Genomic DNA, 15,596 nt, shown 5'->3' with positions numbered 1-15,596 from the left:
GGCGCAGGACGTTGCCGCCCGTGTCGCCGCCTGGCCCTTCCGAGTTCACCTGGTCGATGAGGCCGAGAAATATGACGCCATGCGGGCCGCTAATGCGGCGCTGGCGACCAGCGGCACGGTTTCGACCGAACTGGCCTTGGCGGGGGCGCCGATGGTGATCGCCTATCGGATCGACGGGCTTAGCTATCTGCTGATGAAGCGGTTGGTGACGGCCAAGCATATCACCCTGTTCAACATCGCTGCCGACCGCCGGATCGCGCCTGAGTATATTCAGGACGAGGCGACGCCTGAAACATTGGCCAAGGCCGTGGGCCGGCTGCTGACTGATCCGATCGCTGCGGCAGAGCAGGCTGCAGCCCAGACGGCGGCTCTGGATCTGATGGGACGCGGCGGTCCTGACCCATCGGAGTTGGCGGCAGACGCCGTGCTGCGGGTCATCGCCACCAAGGCTGCGAGCTGAGAGCATGAGCCGCCCCTGTCTGGTGCTGATCCCCGGACTGTTGAACGACGACGAACTGTGGCGCGACCAGATCGAGGCGCTCTCGCCTGATTTCGATGTGCGGGTTGCAGACATTACGCGTGGATCGACGATGCCCGAACTGGCGGAGGCCGTTGTGGCGATTGCGCCAGAGCGTTTCTCTCTGGCCGGGTTCTCGTTGGGTGGATACGTCGCGCAAGAGGTGTTGCGCCAGGCGGCGCCGCGCGTGGAACGGCTGGCGTTGCTGGATACAGCCATCCGCGCGGACACCCCGGAACGTGCGGCCGAACGCAGGGCGCTGACGTCGCTGGCCCGCTCGCAGGGGCGGTTCCACGGCTTCGGCGACCGATTGATGCGAACCTATTTAGGCCCGGACCATGTCAATGATGCGCAGATGACGGGGCGGGTGCGTGCCATGACCCAGAGACTGGGGCTGGATGTCTTCCTGCGCCAGAGCATCTTGGAGCGCGAGGACGGCGAGGCTGTGGTTCGCGCCTATGCCGGACCAATGTTGGTCATCTGCGGGGAACTGGACGTCATCACGCCTCTGGTGGGGCATCAGGAAATCGCCGCCTTGGCGCGGGATGCAGAACTGATTGTAGCGGCTGGATGTGGCCACCTGACGCCTATCGAGGCGCCGAAGCTGGTCAGTGAGGCCCTGGCGCACTGGATGAGACGAACCTGACGATGGCGCGGTTGCTCAGTCCACGTCGTGCGTCGGAGGTCCGCGCGGCCCTGCAGATGGCGGTCGGGGCGACGGTCTCCCTCTATCTGGCGACGTTTCTGCAACTGCCGCATCCGTACTGGAGTGTGATCTCCACCATCGTCGTCATTCAGGCCAGCATCGGCGGCGGCGTGCTGACCGTTGCACGTGATCGGGCGCTGGGGACCGTGACAGGCGCCTTCGTGGGCGCGGCGGTGGCTTTTGTCCGACCGGCGGGCATGGAGGGGCTGGCCGGAGCCATAGCCGTATCGACGGCGGCCCTGGCCTTTCTGGGCGCCGGACGGCCCTGGTTAAAGATCGCGCCAGTGACGGCGGCCATCGTGATCGCAGGCGGCAGCGGCGTTGACGGTCCGGCCTCGCTGGCGCTGGATCGCGTCATGGAGATTCTGGTCGGCAGCGGTGTCGGCGTGGTGTCCATTCTGGCGCTGTTCCCCAGACATGCCCGTCAGCATTTCCGCCTTCAGGCGCGAGATGCGGCAGGAGAGGCGGCTGCGCTTCTGGCGCTCGTCCTCAAGGGAGACGATCAAGACATCGTCGAAATCCGCAAACGCCATGCCGACCTGAAGCGGCGTTTGGACAAGCTGGATACGGCGGCCAAGAATGTGATCGACCTGCCTGGACCACAACGTGAAACCGCCGACCGTGCGGCCCTTGCGCGGGCTTTCTGGCGGGTTCGAAGCGACATCGTGATCCTGGGACGCGGATTCCAGGCGGATGGGGCGGCCGGGCGGCTCGGCCCCTGGTCCAAGGACGCCAATCGCGCCGTCGAACGGCTGGAGGCCTTGTCGGTCGGAAAAGCGAGCGATCCGATGGGGCCGTTGGACGCGACCCTGGCCCTGTCAGTCGCGGTTGAGGGTGATGACATGGCGCTGGGCGCCGCAGCCATCGGGCTGGCGCACATGCACCGCGATCTGGATGACCTGGCCGAGCGGTTCAAGGATTTGCGGCTGGTCTGATCGTCGCCGCATATCACGCAAAGAAAAACGCCGGGGCTTTCACCCCGGCGTTCTGCATTTCTGACCTTGGCGGGTCGATCAGCCGCGCTGATCGATGGCCACGTAGTCGCGCTCGGTCGGGCCGGTGTACAGCTGACGCGGGCGGCCGATCTTCTGCGAGGGATCAGCCATCATTTCCTGCCACTGAGCGATCCAGCCCACGGTGCGGGCCAGGGCGAACAGGACGGTGAACATGGTGGTCGGGAAGCCCATCGCCGACAGGGTGATGCCCGAGTAGAAGTCGACGTTCGGGAACAGCTTGCGCGAGGTGAAGTATTCGTCCGACAGGGCGACCTTCTCCAGCTCCTTGGCGACCAGGAACAGCGGATCGTTCTCGCGGCCCGTCGCGGCCAGCACTTCATAGGCCGACTGCTGCATGACCTTGGCGCGCGGGTCGTAGTTCTTGTAGACGCGGTGTAAAACGCCCATAAGCTTGAATTTGCGATCCTTAACGCCCTGGATGAACTCAGGAATCTTGTCGGGCGTGCCGATTTCCTTGAGCATGTTCAGCGCTTCTTCGTTGGCGCCGCCGTGCGACGGGCCCCACAGGCAGGCGATGCCGGCGGCGATACAGGCGAACGGGTTGGCGCCCGACGAACCGGCCAGACGAACGGTCGAGGTCGAGGCGTTCTGTTCGTGGTCGGCGTGCAGGGTGAAGATGCGGTCCATGGCGCGAACCAGGGCCGGATCGACGTGATAGTCCTCGGCCGGCACGGCGAAGCACATGCGCAGGAAGTTCTCGGCGTACGACAGGTCGTTGCGCGGCGAGATGAAGGGCTGGCCGACGTGGTACTTGTAGGCGCGGGCGGCGATGGTCGGCATCTTGGCGATCAGGCGGATGGCCGAGATGTCGCGCTGCACCGGATCATGGATGTCCAGGCTGTCGTGATAGAAGGCCGACAGGGCGCCGACGGTGCCGACCATGATCGACATCGGGTGAGCGTCGCGGCGGAAGCCCTCGAAGAAGCGGTCGAACTGGGCGTGCAGCATCGTGTGGGTGGTGATGCTGTTTTCGAACTTTTCGAACTCTGCGGCGGTCGGCAGTTCACCGTGCAGCAGCAGGTGGCAGACTTCCAGGAAGTTCGACTTCGACGCCAGTTGGTCGATCGGATAGCCGCGGTGCAGCAGCACGCCTGCGTCGCCGTCGATGTAGGTCAGCGCCGATTCGCACGCCGCCGTCGAGGTGAAGCCCGGATCGAAGGTGAAGGCGCCCGTACCCGCATAAAGCTTGCGGATGTCGATGACGTCCGGGCCGGTGGAGCCCGAAAGGACCGGAAGCTCGATGGTCTTGTCCTCGAAGGACAGAGTCGCCGAGCCGACGGTTTTGGCTTGTTCAGTCATGAATGCCCCTTTGCATCATACGTCCAGGCGCGGGGAGGCGTCGGGCGCTTTGGTTTGTGGGTGTCACTTAGTCTGTTGCAGCGCATCATCCAAGCGCCCGAGACTTTCGTCGCGGCCAAGAGCGGATAAAGTTCTTGCGATATCAGGCGAAGTTGCCCCTGCGGTAAGAGCCGCACGCATAGGCGGCCCGATCTTTCCGAAGCCGACATTCTCGGATTCGGCGAAGTCTTTGAGTTCGGCTTCCAGCGCGAAAACGTCCCACGACTGGAACAGCGCCAGACGGTCGCGCAGACGGCCAAGGCGATCCAGCGTCTCGCCCGACAACAGGTTACGGGCCTTGTCGTCCAGCGTCAGCGGCCGGGTTTTGAGAACGAATTCTGTCTGATCCGCCAGTTCCAGCGTCGTTTTGGCGCGGTCCTTCACGAACGGCATGGCGCGCTGCAGCTTGGCTTCGTCATTTTCGGCGATTTCACGCCCGCGCTGCAGGTGCGCGTCCAGGGCCAGCTTGGCCAGCCGCTCGTCATCCGCCAGCCTTAACCAGTGTGCGTTGACGTGGGCCAGTTTGTCGAAGTCCAGTCGGGCAGGCGCCTTGCCGATGCCCTCAAAACCGAACCATTCGACAGCCTGCGCATCGCTGAACAGTTCGTCGTCGCCGTGCGCCCAGCCCAGCCGCGCGAGATAGTTGCGCATGGCCTCGGGCAGATAGCCCATCTCGGCGTATTCATGCACGGCCTGTGCGCCGTGGCGCTTGGACAGTTTGGCGCCATCCGGCCCGTGAATCAGCGGAATGTGGGCGAAGCTGGGTCGGGTCCAGCCCAGAGCATCATAGATCAAGCTCTGGCGGGCGGCATTGTTCAGGTGGTCATCGCCGCGAATGACGTGGGTCACGCCCATATCGTGGTCATCGACCACAACGGCCAGATTATAGGTCGGCGCACCGTCTGAGCGCAGCAGGACCAGATCGTCCAGGTCGTTGGTCGACCAACTCACCGCACCCTGCACTTCGTCAGCGACAGTAACCGTCGCAGCCTGCGGCCTGCGGAAACGCACCACGTGGGGCAGGGCCAGATCGTCGACTGTCGGTTCGCGGTCGCGCCAAGGCGATTCGAAGGTGCGTTTTTCGGCCTTGGCCTCGTCCCGCAGCCGACCGGTCTCCTCGGCAGAGGTGAAGTCGCGATAGGCGTGTCCCGTTTCCAACAGCTGGTTGACCACTTCGCGGTGCCGATCAGCACGGCTGAATTGGAAAACCGGCTCTTCGTCGGCGAACAGCTCCAGCCAGCTCAAACCGTCGAAAATCGCCTTCACGGCCTCATCGGTGGACCGTTCACGGTCCGTATCCTCGACGCGGATCAGGAAACGTCCAGCGTGTCTCTTGGCGTACAGCCAGTTGAATAATGCTGTTCTCGCACCGCCAATATGGAGATAGCCTGTCGGCGAGGGGGCGAAGCGGGTGACAACTGTCGAGGAAGGTGAGGTCATTGGGGGAGGGTCCGTAAGCGACGCCCTTATACGCCCCGATGCAGCAAAGCCTACCCCCACCGCGCGATTGCGCGTTTGGTTGCGCTACCAAATAGAGGCTCAGGCGCTGCGGTGGAGGCTCTGGGGGCCTGTAGCCTTCGGGTGCGGCAGCGGGCTCTATTTTTCACTGCGTTCGGAACCGGCGTTGTGGCTGGTGGTCCTGATTGCAGCCGTAGCGGTTGGAGGGTGGCTGGCGGCGCGCCGACGTGGCTGGTCACGGCAATTTACATGGCCCTTGATGATTCTGGCCTGTCTCAGCGGCGGCGTCACCGCGGCCAAGCTGCGGACAGACATGATCTCTGCGCCGATTGCCCCAGCCATGAGCCGTCCGACCTCCATTGAGGCCTGGGTTGTCGATGTCGATAGTCCGGGGCAACGCGGTGCGCGAATCGTGATCGCGCCGGTCCGTATACGGGGTGTGTCGGCTGAAGATACGCCCGTGCGCCTGCGCGCCACGGTGCGCGGCGAACCGCCCCGGCCCGGAGAGGCGATCCGTCTGTTCGCCATTCTCAATCCACCGCCTGCGCCTGCCAGTCCCGGCGCCTACGATTTTGGACGAAATGCCTTCTTTCAGGGCATGGGAGGCGTGGCCTTTGGTCTGGGCGAGACGCGTCGCATCGAACTGGCGCCTCCATCCTGGCGATTGCGGGCCGAGATGGCGGTGAATGGCGCGCGCTACAGGCTGTCGGAACGAATCGTCGAGCGTCTGGGCCAGAGAACGGGCGGGATCGCCGCCGCCATGACCACCAGCCATGAAACCTGGATTAGCCAGGAAGACATGAACATCATGCGGGACTCTGGACTGGCGCATATCCTGTCGGTCTCGGGGCTGCACATGGCCATTGTGGGCGGTTTCGTCTTCTTCGCCGTGCGATTGCTGGTGGCGGCTGTGCCCTGGCTGGCGTTGCGGGCGCCGGGCAAGAAGATCGCCGCTGTCGCCGGCTTGATCGCTGTCGGCGCCTATCTGATCGTGTCGGGCGCACCGGCCCCCGCGGAGCGTGCGGCGGTCACAGCCTCAATCGCCTTTCTGGCCATACTGCTGAACCGACAGGCGGTGACGATGCACGGGCTGGCGGTCGCCGCCTTCATTGTTCTGCTGATTCAGCCGGAATCCGTCACCACGCCGGGCTTTCAGATGTCGTTCGCGGCCACCGCAGCCTTGGTCGCGCTGGTTGAGGCCTGGCCTAAGCGAACGCGCGAGATATCGGTGCCCTGGCCCATCGCGACGGTTCAGAAGTTCGCCGGCTGGCTGTTTGCCGCCATCGCCGCCAGTCTGGTCGCAGGCATGGCGACGGGACCGTTCGCCATGCAGCACTTCAACCGCACGGCTGTGTATGGGCTGCTCGCCAATCTGGGCACATCGCCGGTCGCTGACTTCATCCTGATGCCTGCGCTGGCGTTGGGGGCGGCTCTGGAGCCCTTGGGGCTGGGCGGACCTTTCCTGACCGTAGCCGGGTGGGGCGTTGATATCATGCTGGCCATCGGAAGCTGGACGGCGGGCCTGCCTGGTGCGGTTCAGACGATCCCCAGTGCGCCGGACTATGTGCTGCCGATCGCCTTTCTGGGCATTGTGTTCGTCTGCGTGTGGCGCGCGCGGCTGCGCTGGCTGGGCCTGCCGTTCGCGGCGGCGGTGATGATCTGGCCGCGTGCGCCGGTTCCTGATCTGTGGATCGGGGATGGAGGAACCAACGCTGCATTTCATAGTGGCGGTGAAGCCGTGGTTGTCAGGCCGGGCGTGCGCGAGTTCGCTGCGGACCTTTGGTCACGCAGGCGCGGGCTGGAGATGGTCGGGCGGGACGCTGAGGGCTGGTCCTGTGATCGTTTTTCATGCCGCCCTGAAACAGTCGACGCTGGCCCCATCGCCCTGTGGTGGGGCAAGCGTGTTCCGACTGCTGACCAGATCGACGCCCTGTGCCAGTCGGCCGAGATTGTCAGCATCCGCGCGACGGTTTCAGACCTTCCTGCGTCCTGTCAGGGGCGTTTGATACTGGACGGTGTGGACTTCGCGCGTGGCGGCGCGGTCGAACTGTGGCGGATTGAAAATGCAAACGGCCCGCGCTGGCGGGCCGTCTGGACGTCGGATGTTAGGGGCGACAGGCCCTGGTCCCGTCAGCCCGATCCTGATGTCAGTGATAGCGCCGCATAAGGCCGACAAGCTTGCCCTGAACCTCGACCTGATCGGGACCGAAGATGCGGGTCTCATAGTTGCGGTTGGCCGGTTCCAGCGCGATGGAGGCGCCCTTGCGGCGCAGGCGTTTCAGCGTTGCTTCCTCGCCCTCGACCAGAGCGACGACTATCTCGCCATTGTTGGCGGTGTCCCCGCGGCGGATCACGACCAGATCGCCATTCAGGATGCCTGCCTCGATCATCGAGTCGCCCTCGATCTCCAACAGATAGTGGTCGCCCTTGCCCAGCATGGATTCTGGAACCGGCAGGCGCTCCTGCTCATGCTGGATGGCGGCGATCGGTGTGCCTGCAGCGATCTTGCCCAACAGGGGCAGTTCGCGCGTGTCGTTTGCCACAGCGGCGGCAACCGCCGGGCGTGGCGCGTTGGCGCCGCCTTCGATCACATCAGGCTTGAACCCAGCCCGCCCGCGTGGCGCGCCAGCGGTGGCCTGTTCCGGCAGTTTGGTGACCTCGAGTGCGCGGGCGCGATGCGCCAGGCGGCGAATGAAGCCGCGTTCCTCCAGCGCCGTGATCAGGCGGTGAATGCCCGACTTGGACGCCAGATCCAGCGCCTCCTTCATCTCGTCGAACGAGGGGGAGACGCCTGTCTCCTGAATCCGCTCGTGGATGAACATCAGCAATTCGTGCTGCTTACGCGTGAGCATCGCCGGGCCCTCATGCGCCCATCCTTCGAATCGGAACGGGCCGTGAACATTGACGATGTTCTGTAAGTGTTCCGTCCTAATGTCAACTTAACGGTGACGTCGCACCGCGTGACAGGCCCGGATCAGGCGGCCAGCAACTGCCGTGTCGCCGCCTCGACGTCTGACTGACGCATCAGGCTTTCACCGACCAGAATGGCCTGTGCGTGGGCGGCGGAGACGCGCGCGACGTCATCGGGCGTGAAGATGCCGCTTTCGGCGACCAACAGGGCGCGGACCGGGCTGAGCATGGACAGGCGCTCAGTCGTTTCCAGATCGACCTCAAACGTCCGCAGCGAACGATTGTTGACCCCGACCAGATCGCCGCCCAGCGCACAGGCGCGGGCCATCTCAACCTCGTCATGGGTTTCGATCAGGGCGTCCATGCCGAAACGCTCGGCCTCGGACAGCAACTCGGCGGCCAGCGCGTCTTCGATCATGGCCAGAATGATCAGGATGCAGTCCGCGCCCAGCGCCCGACTTTCCGCCACCTGCCACGGATCGACCAGGAAGTCCTTGCGCAGACAGGGCAGGGTGGTCGCTTCGCGCGCCAGCCCCAGATAGGCGTCGTCGCCCTGGAAGCTGGGGCCGTCGGTCAACACGGACAGACAGGCCGCGCCGCCTGCCTGATAGGCGCGGGCCAGAGCGGGCGGATCGAAGTCGGGGCGGATTAGACCCTTGGAGGGGCTGGCCTTCTTGATTTCGGCGATCAGAGCCGGACGACCGGTTTCCTCACCAACAGTTTCCAGAGCCGCCCGGAACCCACGGGGAGCGGATGCGGCGGCCGCCAGAACCTCAATGGCGCTTTGTGAAGTCGCAGCCTTACGTGCGGCGACATCCTCGCGCTTATAGGCAGCGATGCGGTCCAGAACGTCGGTCATGCGGTTTCTTCGGTGTCCAGCGGGGTGGAGGTGATCTGGGCCAGTCGCTCAAGAGCAGCGGCGGCGTGACCGTCATCAATGGAGGTCGCAGCCATGGCGGCGCCTTCAGCAAGGTTTTCGGCGCGGTCCGAAACCACCAGAGCAGCGGCGGCGTTCAGCAGCACGATATCGCGATAGGCGCCCGTCGTGCCTACAAGAAGGGCGCGCAGAGCGGCGGCGTTTTCCTCGCCATCGCCGCCACGAATGGCTTCAATCGGCGCGCGGGTCAGGCCAGCATCCTCTGGCGTGACCTGAAAGCGGCGAACTGCGCCGTCCTTCCATTCCGCAACCTCTGTGGGACCGGATGTGGCCAGTTCGTCCAGCCCCTGTCCATGAACGGTCCAGGCGCGTGTGGCGCCCAGACGTCCCAGCACCTCGGCCAATGGCTCCAGCAGGCGTGGGTCATAGACGCCCATGACCTGACGTTTTGCAGACGCCGGATTGGAAAGCGGCCCAAGCAGATTGAAAACTGTACGGAAACCGATCTCTGCGCGTACCGGTCCGACATGACGCATAGCGCCATGATAGGCGGGCGCGAACAGGAAGCAGATGCCTGCCTCGTCCAGCGCCTTACGCTGCTGGGCCTGCGACGCCATCAGATTGACGCCCAGGATCGAAAGAACGTCAGAAGAGCCTGATTTTGATGAGATGGCACGGTTGCCGTGTTTGGCGACCTTCAGACCTGCACCCGCCAGCACAAGGGCCGCTGCGGTTGAGATGTTGAAGGTGTGCTGGCCGTCACCGCCGGTGCCGCAGGTGTCGATCACCTCATAGGGGTGATCCAGCGTCAGGGCTGCTTCACGCATGGCCTGAGCAAAGGCGGCGATTTCATCGACGGTTTCGCCGCGCATCCGCAGGGCTGTCACCGCCGCAGCCACCTGCGCCGGGGTCGGTTCGCCGCGCAGACAGGCGGCAAAGAAATCATGCGCCTGTTCAGACGTCAGGGGCTGGCCATCGACCAGCCGCGCCAGCAGCGGCTTGAACCCGTCGGCCATGATCAGGCGGCCGCGAGGCGCTTTACGCCAGCGATCTGAAGGAAGTTGGCCAGCAGGTCGTGGCCGTTCTCGGTGGCGATGGATTCCGGATGGAACTGCACGCCATGGATTGGTCGAGTGCGGTGCTGCAAGCCCATGATCTCGCCATCCGCCGTCCATGCGGTGACTTCCAGATCATCCGGCAGTGTTTCCCGCTTCACCGCCAGAGAGTGATAGCGCGTCGCCGTGAAAGGCGACGGCAGGCCCGCAAAGACGCTTTTGCCCTCATGCAGGATCGGCGAGGTCTTGCCGTGCATCAGGCTTTTGGCGCGGATCACATCGCCGCCGAACGCCTGACCGACGGCCTGATGGCCCAGACAGACGCCCAGAATGGGCATGGAGACGGGCGCGGTCTGGATCAGTGACAGGCAGATGCCCGCCTGATCAGGCGCACAGGGGCCGGGCGACAGCAGCACAGCGGCGGGGTTCAGCGCCCACGCCTCATCCACCGTCAGGTCGTCATTGCGCACCACATGCGTCGGCGCGCCCAACTCCGCGAGGTAGTGGACGAGATTGTAGGTGAAGCTGTCGTAGTTATCGACGACGAGGATCATGGCTGGACTTCTAGGCGTGACAGGCCGCCACGCCAAGCGGGCGTCGCGTTAAAGCGCATCTTAACCGATGGCGGCGTCTGATGGGCTTGTGAAACTGACCGCTGAACAAGACATCGCCGACAAGATCGCCGCCGCGAGAGAGCGGCTGATCGTGGACGAGCCTAAGCCCAGTGCACTCGCGGCGCTCAGCGCGGCGGCATTGGCTGCAATGGCTGCGGTCGTGATGGCGGGGGTTGTCGTGATGGGCCCTGGCGTTCAGATCGACAATCCGAACGCCAGCTACACCCGCTAGCGATTGCCTGTGCGGAAACGCCAGGCATCGTCTGCCGCCCGCATAGGGGCCCGCGCCTTGTGCTGGGTTTCGGCATATTCGGCGGCTGGATCGCTGTCGGCAACGACGCCCGCGCCCGCCTGAACAAAGATGCGGTTGTCCGCGAACAGAGCGGTCCGCAGGGTGATGCAGATGTCCGCCTCGCCGCCCGCCGAAATATAGCCCACGCCGCCGCCGTAACCGACGCCGCGCTTTTCGCTTTCCAGTTCGTCGATGACTTCCATCGCACGGACCTTGGGCGCGCCTGACAGGGTGCCGGCGGGCAGGGCGGCCAGAAGCGTGTCCACGGCGTCCAGCTTGGGATCGGCCTTACCGCGCACGTTCGAAACGATGTGCATGACCTGACTGTAGCGTTCGACGACGAAGCTTTCCGTGACCTCGACAGTACCGGGAGCAGCGACGCGGCCCACATCATTGCGGCCCAGGTCCAGCAGCATCAGATGCTCGGACAGTTCCTTGGGGTCGGCCAGAAGCTCGGCCTCCAGCGCCTTGTCCGCTTCGGGCGTGGCGCCGCGCGCGCGGGTGCCTGCCAGAGGACGGATGGTGACATCTCCATCCTTCAGGCGAACCAGAATCTCAGGGCTCGACCCGGCCAATTGGAAGCCTTCAAAGTTCAGATAGAACAGATAGGGCGACGGGTTCTGGCGACGCAGCGACCGATAGAAGGCAAATGGATCATCTGACCAGGGCGCCGAGAAGCGGTGGCTCAGCACGACCTGGAAGATGTCGCCCGCGCTGATGTAGTCCTTGGCGCGCGCCACCATCTCGGCGAAGCCTTCGCCGTCGACGGGGGATGCGAACTCTGTTGCTGGGGTCGACTGCGGCGCTGGGCGCACGGGCAGGGGCTCGCGCAGAGCAGTCTCGAAGGCGTCCAGCCGCGACAGGGCGGCATCAAAGGCAGCCTGAGGCGCAGCGCCAGCATCGGGATAGGACGCTGAAACCAGAACGATCTCGTGGCGAACCGAATCGAAGATGGCGACCAGAGACGGGCGCGTCAGGACGGCGTCGGGCAGGTCCAGCGGGTCGGGGTTTGCCTCGCCCAGCGGCTCCAACAGGCGCACCATGTCATAGCCGAACACCCCGAACAGACCTGCGGCCATAGGCGGCAGTCCCTCAGGCAGATCGAACTTGGACGCGGCGATCAGAGACCGCAGCGACTTCAGCGTCGGTTCTGCTTCGGCGATGAACTTGCCATCGGCGATGTCGCCGCCGCGCGCCAGTTCAGCCTTGTCGCCCCGGCAGCGCCAGACAACGTCAGGGTCGAGGGTCAGGATCGAGTAGCGGCCCTTTACTGCGCCGCCTTCGACGGACTCCAGCAGGCAGGCGTAGGGGCGATCGCGCCCCAGCTTCAGATAGGCTGAAACCGGGGTTTCCAGATCGTCGATAATCCGTCGAACCACCACCTGCGGCCGACCGGTCGAAAGACCGGCGGCGAAGGCTTCGAAATCGGGGCGGTTTGCGTCTTCTGCGGTCATTGCGCCGGGGCTGCGGGAGCGGGGCCCGTGGCCGACAGGCCTAGGGCCGTGCGTGCCAGTGCGGGGTCGTTCTTGGCCTTTGAGCGTTGAGCGCCAGCGGAGAAGGAGGCCTGAACCATGGCCTGGATCAGTTCCTGCGTCATGCGCGGGCGGGCTTGTTCGGCCAGCGGGCCAGCCACAGCCGGATCAGCGGCGTGGATGTTGTCCACACGACCGACGACATAGGCGTTCTCTGCGGCGGGTTGGGCGAAGACCTGTCCTTTGGACTGACCGAACAGGCCCTGGACGATGCCCTGACCCAGCGATTGAACCGTGGCCTGATCGCGCACGACGTTGGCGCGGGTAATCAGCGGCGCGTTGACCGAACGGGCGACGGTGGCGATGTCCTGACCGGCGCGGATCTGGCCTGCCAGTTCATCGGCCTTGGCCGACAGGCGGCGCATGACCTCGCGACGGGTCCATTCAACCGCCAGAGGTTCGCGAACCTCTGCCAGGGTCGGCAGGGCCGACGGGCGGATGTCGTTCAGGCGCACAGCGAAATACTGGCCCTGACCGGCGTCGATCACGTCGCTTTCGCCGCCCTTGGCCAGGGTCCAGGCGGTCTGGAAGATTTGCGGCGGCGCGTTCAGGCCCTGACCGTTCGGCAGTTTGCCGTCCTGGGTGAAGGGGGGCAGGTCCACGATGCGGGCGCCCGCCTCACGTGCGGCGTCCGCCAGACCCTTTCCGGCCTGGTGAGCGGCTTCGTACTTCTCGACCTTGGCGTAGGTTTGGGTCTTGGCGTCTTCAGCGCGCAGTTCGCCGATGATTTCCTGGCGAGCGCTTTCCAGAGTTGCGGCTTGACCGGCCTTGATGGCGGTCACCTTGGCGACAGCGAAGCCGACGCCTGCCTGGATCGGCGCGGAGACTTGATCGGCCTGCAGGCCGAAGACAGCCGCTGCAACAGCCTGGTCGCCCAGGGCGCTGCGCGGTTGATCCGTGAAGGTGGCGGGCGTGACGTTGTTTTCGCGTCCGGCGTCGACGGGCGATTTCCCAGCACGCAGGGCGGCGGTGATCTTGTCCGCCGTTTCGCGGTTCGGGGCCGTCAGGGTGACGAAGGTGCGGGTCTCGGGTTGGCCGAGGCTGTCCTTCTTGAAGTTGAAACGTTCGACGATGCGCGCTTCCGGGATCGGAGTGTTGGCGGCGGCGGGATCAGGCGAGAACAGCACGACCGAGACCGTGCGGAACTCCGGCGCACGAAGACGAGCGGCGTTTTCCTGAATGAAGGCGTTCAGTTGCGCGTCGGTCGGCGCGGCGACCTGACCAGCCATGGCCGAGGTCACCTCGAACCAGCGGCCGTCACGGCGTTCGAACGCCTGTCCTGCCAGCAGGGCGCCGTAGATGCGCGGCACGCGGGCGCCGGCATAGACGGCGGCGCCGAAGTGTTCGGTGGCGTACTGGTCGCGCAGATCCTGCTCCAGCATGGCCGGGGTCAGGTTCTGTTGAGCCAGGGCGGCCTGATAGGCCTGCTGGTCGAACTGGCCGGTGACCGAGTTGAAGAAGGCGGGGATCTGACGAATCTGCTTGACCACCAGCTCCTTGCCGGGGCGCAGACCTGCCTGCCAGGCCCAGTTCAGGAAGCCCAGTTGTTCGGTCTGGCTGTCCAGGAAGCGGACGTGAATGTTTTCAGCGACCAGATCAGCGTTGGTCAGGGGGCGGCCCGCCTGTTCCTGCACCCGCTCACGTACGCGATCGAAGGCAGTGCGGAACTCAACCTCGCTCATCGAACGGTCGCCCGCGCTGATGACGTGCTTGGGCCCAAGGTTGTCGAACACATCCATGCGCGCACCGACGATCACGAAACTGACCGCAATCAGGACGAGCAGGCCGGCGGCCCATTTGGATCGGGAAAAGGCGCGGAAGGCGGTGATCATTCGAAAACCCGGGACTGGCCGACAGTGGCGTCACTTCGGCGTATAGTCGGGCGACACGCGACCCCGCAAGGACGGCATGATGTTCAGATTGCGGCGACGGGTCTTGGCTTACCTGTTTTGGGCGCCTAGACAGGGGCGCATGAAACAATCCGTGAAGTTGATCGCTGGCAATTGGAAGATGCACGGCCTGACGGCCTCCCTGGCTGAAGCCAAGGCGTTGCAGGACGCAATCCAGGCCCAATCCGCCAACTGCCGCGTGGCCCTATGCCCGCCCGCCACCCTGCTGGATCGGATGCGGAATACGCTGGACGGGGGCAAGGTCGAGCTGGGCGGTCAGGACTGTCACGATAAGCCGCAGGGCGCATTCACCGGCTCTGTGTCGGCGGAAATGCTGACAGACGCAGGCGCCACGCTGGTGATTCTCGGGCATTCGGAACGTCGTGCTGGCTTTGGCGAGACCGATGCAGACGTGGCGGCCAAGGTCGAAGCAGCCATCGCTGCCGGGCTGGAGCCGATTGTCTGTGTCGGCGAAACTCTGGAACAACGTGAAGCAGGCGACGCTGTCGCCGTGGTCTCCGCCCAGATCGCCGGGTCGCTGCCGGACAGTCTGTCGGAACGTGATTTCGCCGTGGCCTATGAGCCTGTGTGGGCCATCGGGACCGGCCTGACACCCACGCTTGAGCAAATCGCCGAGGTTCACGCTGCGATTCGGTCGGCGATCATTGCGCGCTTGGGGCAGGGCGCGGCAAAGACGCCCATTCTGTATGGCGGGTCGGTCAAACCGAATAATGCCGCAGAAATTCTTGCATTGAAGGAGGTGCATGGGGTATTGGTGGGCGGCGCTTCCCTGAAGGCGGACGATTTTCTCAAGATCATCAGGGCCGCATGATGTTTGCCCCGCGCGGGCTTCAATGATAGAGCCCGCCGCTTGATCGGCGCACATCCGCGCCCACATGAATGACGCCATGCTCCAGACCATCCTGCTCGTCGCCATCATTATTGTCGCCATCTCCCTGACGGGCGTTGTGCTGCTGCAGCGTTCCGAAGGCGGCGCGCTCGGCATGGGCGGCGGTCCTTCGGGCTTCATGACGGCGCGTGGCGCGGGCAATCTGCTGACCAAGGTGACGTGGATCCTGGCGGGTCTGCTGTTCGCCCTGACCATCGGCCTGACGGTTGTCGGCAATATGGACCGCGCATCGGTCTCGATGATCGACGCCAACGCTGTGGGTTCCCTGGCGACGCGTCCGCAGACCCAGCAACCGCAGCAGCAACCGGCTCAAACTCAGCCTGCCGCTCCGGCCAAGCCGTCTGCACCTTCGCTGGATGACCTGGAGGCCAGCCTCGCGCCTGCACCGGCTTCACAGCCCGCCCACTAATCCGGGCAACTACAACCGACTTCTCGAAAGCGCGCCGCAGGGCGCGCTTTCTTCTTTTGATCAACAGTTCGAT

General features: G+C 64.7%; 14 protein-coding genes and 1 pseudogene. 7 read left to right on the top strand and 8 right to left on the bottom strand.

What is annotated here, in order from left to right; translation table 11 throughout:
* From QZ281_RS15720 to QZ281_RS15710, 3 genes and pseudogenes are all read left to right on the top strand, one after another.
* Positions 1 to 460, top strand: a pseudogene (locus QZ281_RS15720) (lipid-A-disaccharide synthase); the annotation flags it as partial.
* 4 nt (positions 461 to 464) lie between these two features.
* Positions 465 to 1,163, top strand: a complete 699-nt coding sequence (locus QZ281_RS15715) for an alpha/beta hydrolase (protein WP_292229974.1) — start codon at positions 465 to 467, stop codon at positions 1,161 to 1,163.
* A 2-nt stretch (positions 1,164 to 1,165) separates the two neighbouring features.
* On the top strand, positions 1,166 to 2,158 hold the full coding sequence (locus QZ281_RS15710) for an FUSC family protein (RefSeq protein WP_292229972.1): 993 nt from the start codon (positions 1,166 to 1,168) through the stop codon (positions 2,156 to 2,158).
* 78 nt (positions 2,159 to 2,236) lie between these two features.
* On the opposite strand, the gene gltA is transcribed toward QZ281_RS15710, so the two are convergent.
* The gene (gene gltA / locus QZ281_RS15705) at positions 2,237 to 3,538 is read right to left on the bottom strand and encodes a citrate synthase (protein ID WP_292229970.1); all 1,302 of its coding nucleotides are present in this window, start codon (positions 3,536 to 3,538) and stop codon (positions 2,237 to 2,239) included.
* Positions 3,539 to 3,601: 63 nt separating this feature from the next.
* The gene (gltX, locus tag QZ281_RS15700) at positions 3,602 to 5,017 is read right to left on the bottom strand and encodes a glutamate--tRNA ligase (RefSeq protein WP_292229968.1); all 1,416 of its coding nucleotides are present in this window, start codon (positions 5,015 to 5,017) and stop codon (positions 3,602 to 3,604) included.
* Here gltX and QZ281_RS15695 point away from each other — a divergent pair.
* Positions 4,989 to 7,202, top strand: coding sequence for a ComEC/Rec2 family competence protein (locus tag QZ281_RS15695; protein ID WP_292229966.1), 2,214 nt, complete (start codon positions 4,989 to 4,991; stop codon positions 7,200 to 7,202). The two genes, gltX and QZ281_RS15695, sit on opposite strands and share 29 nt — an antisense overlap.
* On the opposite strand, the gene lexA is transcribed toward QZ281_RS15695, so the two are convergent.
* From lexA to QZ281_RS15675, 4 genes are all read right to left on the bottom strand, one after another.
* Positions 7,183 to 7,887, bottom strand: coding sequence for a transcriptional repressor LexA (lexA, locus tag QZ281_RS15690; protein WP_292229964.1), 705 nt, complete (start codon positions 7,885 to 7,887; stop codon positions 7,183 to 7,185). The genes QZ281_RS15695 and lexA overlap by 20 nt on opposite strands.
* A 122-nt stretch (positions 7,888 to 8,009) precedes the next feature.
* The gene (gene trpC / locus QZ281_RS15685; protein ID WP_292229962.1) at positions 8,010 to 8,804 is read right to left on the bottom strand and encodes an indole-3-glycerol phosphate synthase TrpC; all 795 of its coding nucleotides are present in this window, start codon (positions 8,802 to 8,804) and stop codon (positions 8,010 to 8,012) included.
* The gene (trpD, locus tag QZ281_RS15680; RefSeq protein WP_292229960.1) at positions 8,801 to 9,838 is read right to left on the bottom strand and encodes an anthranilate phosphoribosyltransferase; all 1,038 of its coding nucleotides are present in this window, start codon (positions 9,836 to 9,838) and stop codon (positions 8,801 to 8,803) included. Before trpD ends, trpC begins: the two co-directional genes overlap by 4 nt.
* A 2-nt stretch (positions 9,839 to 9,840) precedes the next feature.
* Entirely contained in the window at positions 9,841 to 10,431 is a 591-nt protein-coding gene (locus QZ281_RS15675; RefSeq protein WP_292229958.1) for an aminodeoxychorismate/anthranilate synthase component II, read from the bottom strand.
* An 88-nt stretch (positions 10,432 to 10,519) separates the two neighbouring features.
* On the opposite strand from QZ281_RS15675, the gene QZ281_RS15670 reads away from it, so the two are divergent.
* On the top strand, positions 10,520 to 10,723 hold the full coding sequence (locus tag QZ281_RS15670) for a peptidoglycan-binding protein (protein ID WP_292229956.1): 204 nt from the start codon (positions 10,520 to 10,522) through the stop codon (positions 10,721 to 10,723).
* Here QZ281_RS15670 and trpE read toward each other — a convergent pair.
* Complete coding sequence (trpE, locus tag QZ281_RS15665; RefSeq protein ID WP_292229954.1) at positions 10,720 to 12,237, bottom strand: anthranilate synthase component I; 1,518 nt, start codon at positions 12,235 to 12,237, stop codon at positions 10,720 to 10,722. The genes QZ281_RS15670 and trpE overlap by 4 nt on opposite strands.
* Positions 12,234 to 14,147, bottom strand: a complete 1,914-nt coding sequence (locus QZ281_RS15660) for a peptidylprolyl isomerase (protein ID WP_292229952.1) — start codon at positions 14,145 to 14,147, stop codon at positions 12,234 to 12,236. The genes trpE and QZ281_RS15660 overlap by 4 nt, the downstream gene beginning before the upstream one ends.
* A gap of 139 nt (positions 14,148 to 14,286) precedes the next feature.
* Between QZ281_RS15660 and tpiA the strand changes: the two genes are divergently transcribed.
* Complete coding sequence (tpiA, locus tag QZ281_RS15655; RefSeq protein ID WP_292229951.1) at positions 14,287 to 15,036, top strand: triose-phosphate isomerase; 750 nt, start codon at positions 14,287 to 14,289, stop codon at positions 15,034 to 15,036.
* 64 nt (positions 15,037 to 15,100) lie between these two features.
* Positions 15,101 to 15,523, top strand: coding sequence for a preprotein translocase subunit SecG (secG, locus tag QZ281_RS15650; protein ID WP_292229949.1), 423 nt, complete (start codon positions 15,101 to 15,103; stop codon positions 15,521 to 15,523).
* Positions 15,524 to 15,596: the final 73 nt, after the last annotated feature.

This window comes from Brevundimonas sp. (assembly GCF_018608325.1).
Lineage (GTDB): Bacteria > Pseudomonadota > Alphaproteobacteria > Caulobacterales > Caulobacteraceae > Brevundimonas.
The sequence above is the reverse complement of the archived record's forward strand: the minus strand, read 5'-3'. Positions and strand labels throughout refer to the sequence as shown.

What these genes read in the sequence shown, in the direction of transcription:
- QZ281_RS15715 (WP_292229974.1), top strand. Translation starts at nt 465, where the DNA reads ATGAGCCGCCCCTGTCTGGTGCTGATCCCCGGACTGTTGAACGACGAC.
- QZ281_RS15710 (WP_292229972.1), top strand. Translation starts at nt 1,166, where the DNA reads ATGGCGCGGTTGCTCAGTCCACGTCGTGCGTCGGAGGTCCGCGCGGCC.
- gltA (WP_292229970.1), bottom strand. Translation starts at nt 3,538, where the DNA reads ATGACTGAACAAGCCAAAACCGTCGGCTCGGCGACTCTGTCCTTCGAG.
- gltX (WP_292229968.1), bottom strand. Translation starts at nt 5,017, where the DNA reads ATGACCTCACCTTCCTCGACAGTTGTCACCCGCTTCGCCCCCTCGCCG.
- lexA (WP_292229964.1), bottom strand. Translation starts at nt 7,887, where the DNA reads ATGCTCACGCGTAAGCAGCACGAATTGCTGATGTTCATCCACGAGCGG.
- trpC (WP_292229962.1), bottom strand. Translation starts at nt 8,804, where the DNA reads ATGACCGACGTTCTGGACCGCATCGCTGCCTATAAGCGCGAGGATGTC.
- trpD (WP_292229960.1), bottom strand. Translation starts at nt 9,838, where the DNA reads ATGGCCGACGGGTTCAAGCCGCTGCTGGCGCGGCTGGTCGATGGCCAG.
- QZ281_RS15675 (WP_292229958.1), bottom strand. Translation starts at nt 10,431, where the DNA reads ATGATCCTCGTCGTCGATAACTACGACAGCTTCACCTACAATCTCGTC.
- trpE (WP_292229954.1), bottom strand. Translation starts at nt 12,237, where the DNA reads ATGACCGCAGAAGACGCAAACCGCCCCGATTTCGAAGCCTTCGCCGCC.
- QZ281_RS15660 (WP_292229952.1), bottom strand. Translation starts at nt 14,147, where the DNA reads ATGATCACCGCCTTCCGCGCCTTTTCCCGATCCAAATGGGCCGCCGGC.
- tpiA (WP_292229951.1), top strand. Translation starts at nt 14,287, where the DNA reads ATGAAACAATCCGTGAAGTTGATCGCTGGCAATTGGAAGATGCACGGC.
- secG (WP_292229949.1), top strand. Translation starts at nt 15,101, where the DNA reads ATGAATGACGCCATGCTCCAGACCATCCTGCTCGTCGCCATCATTATT.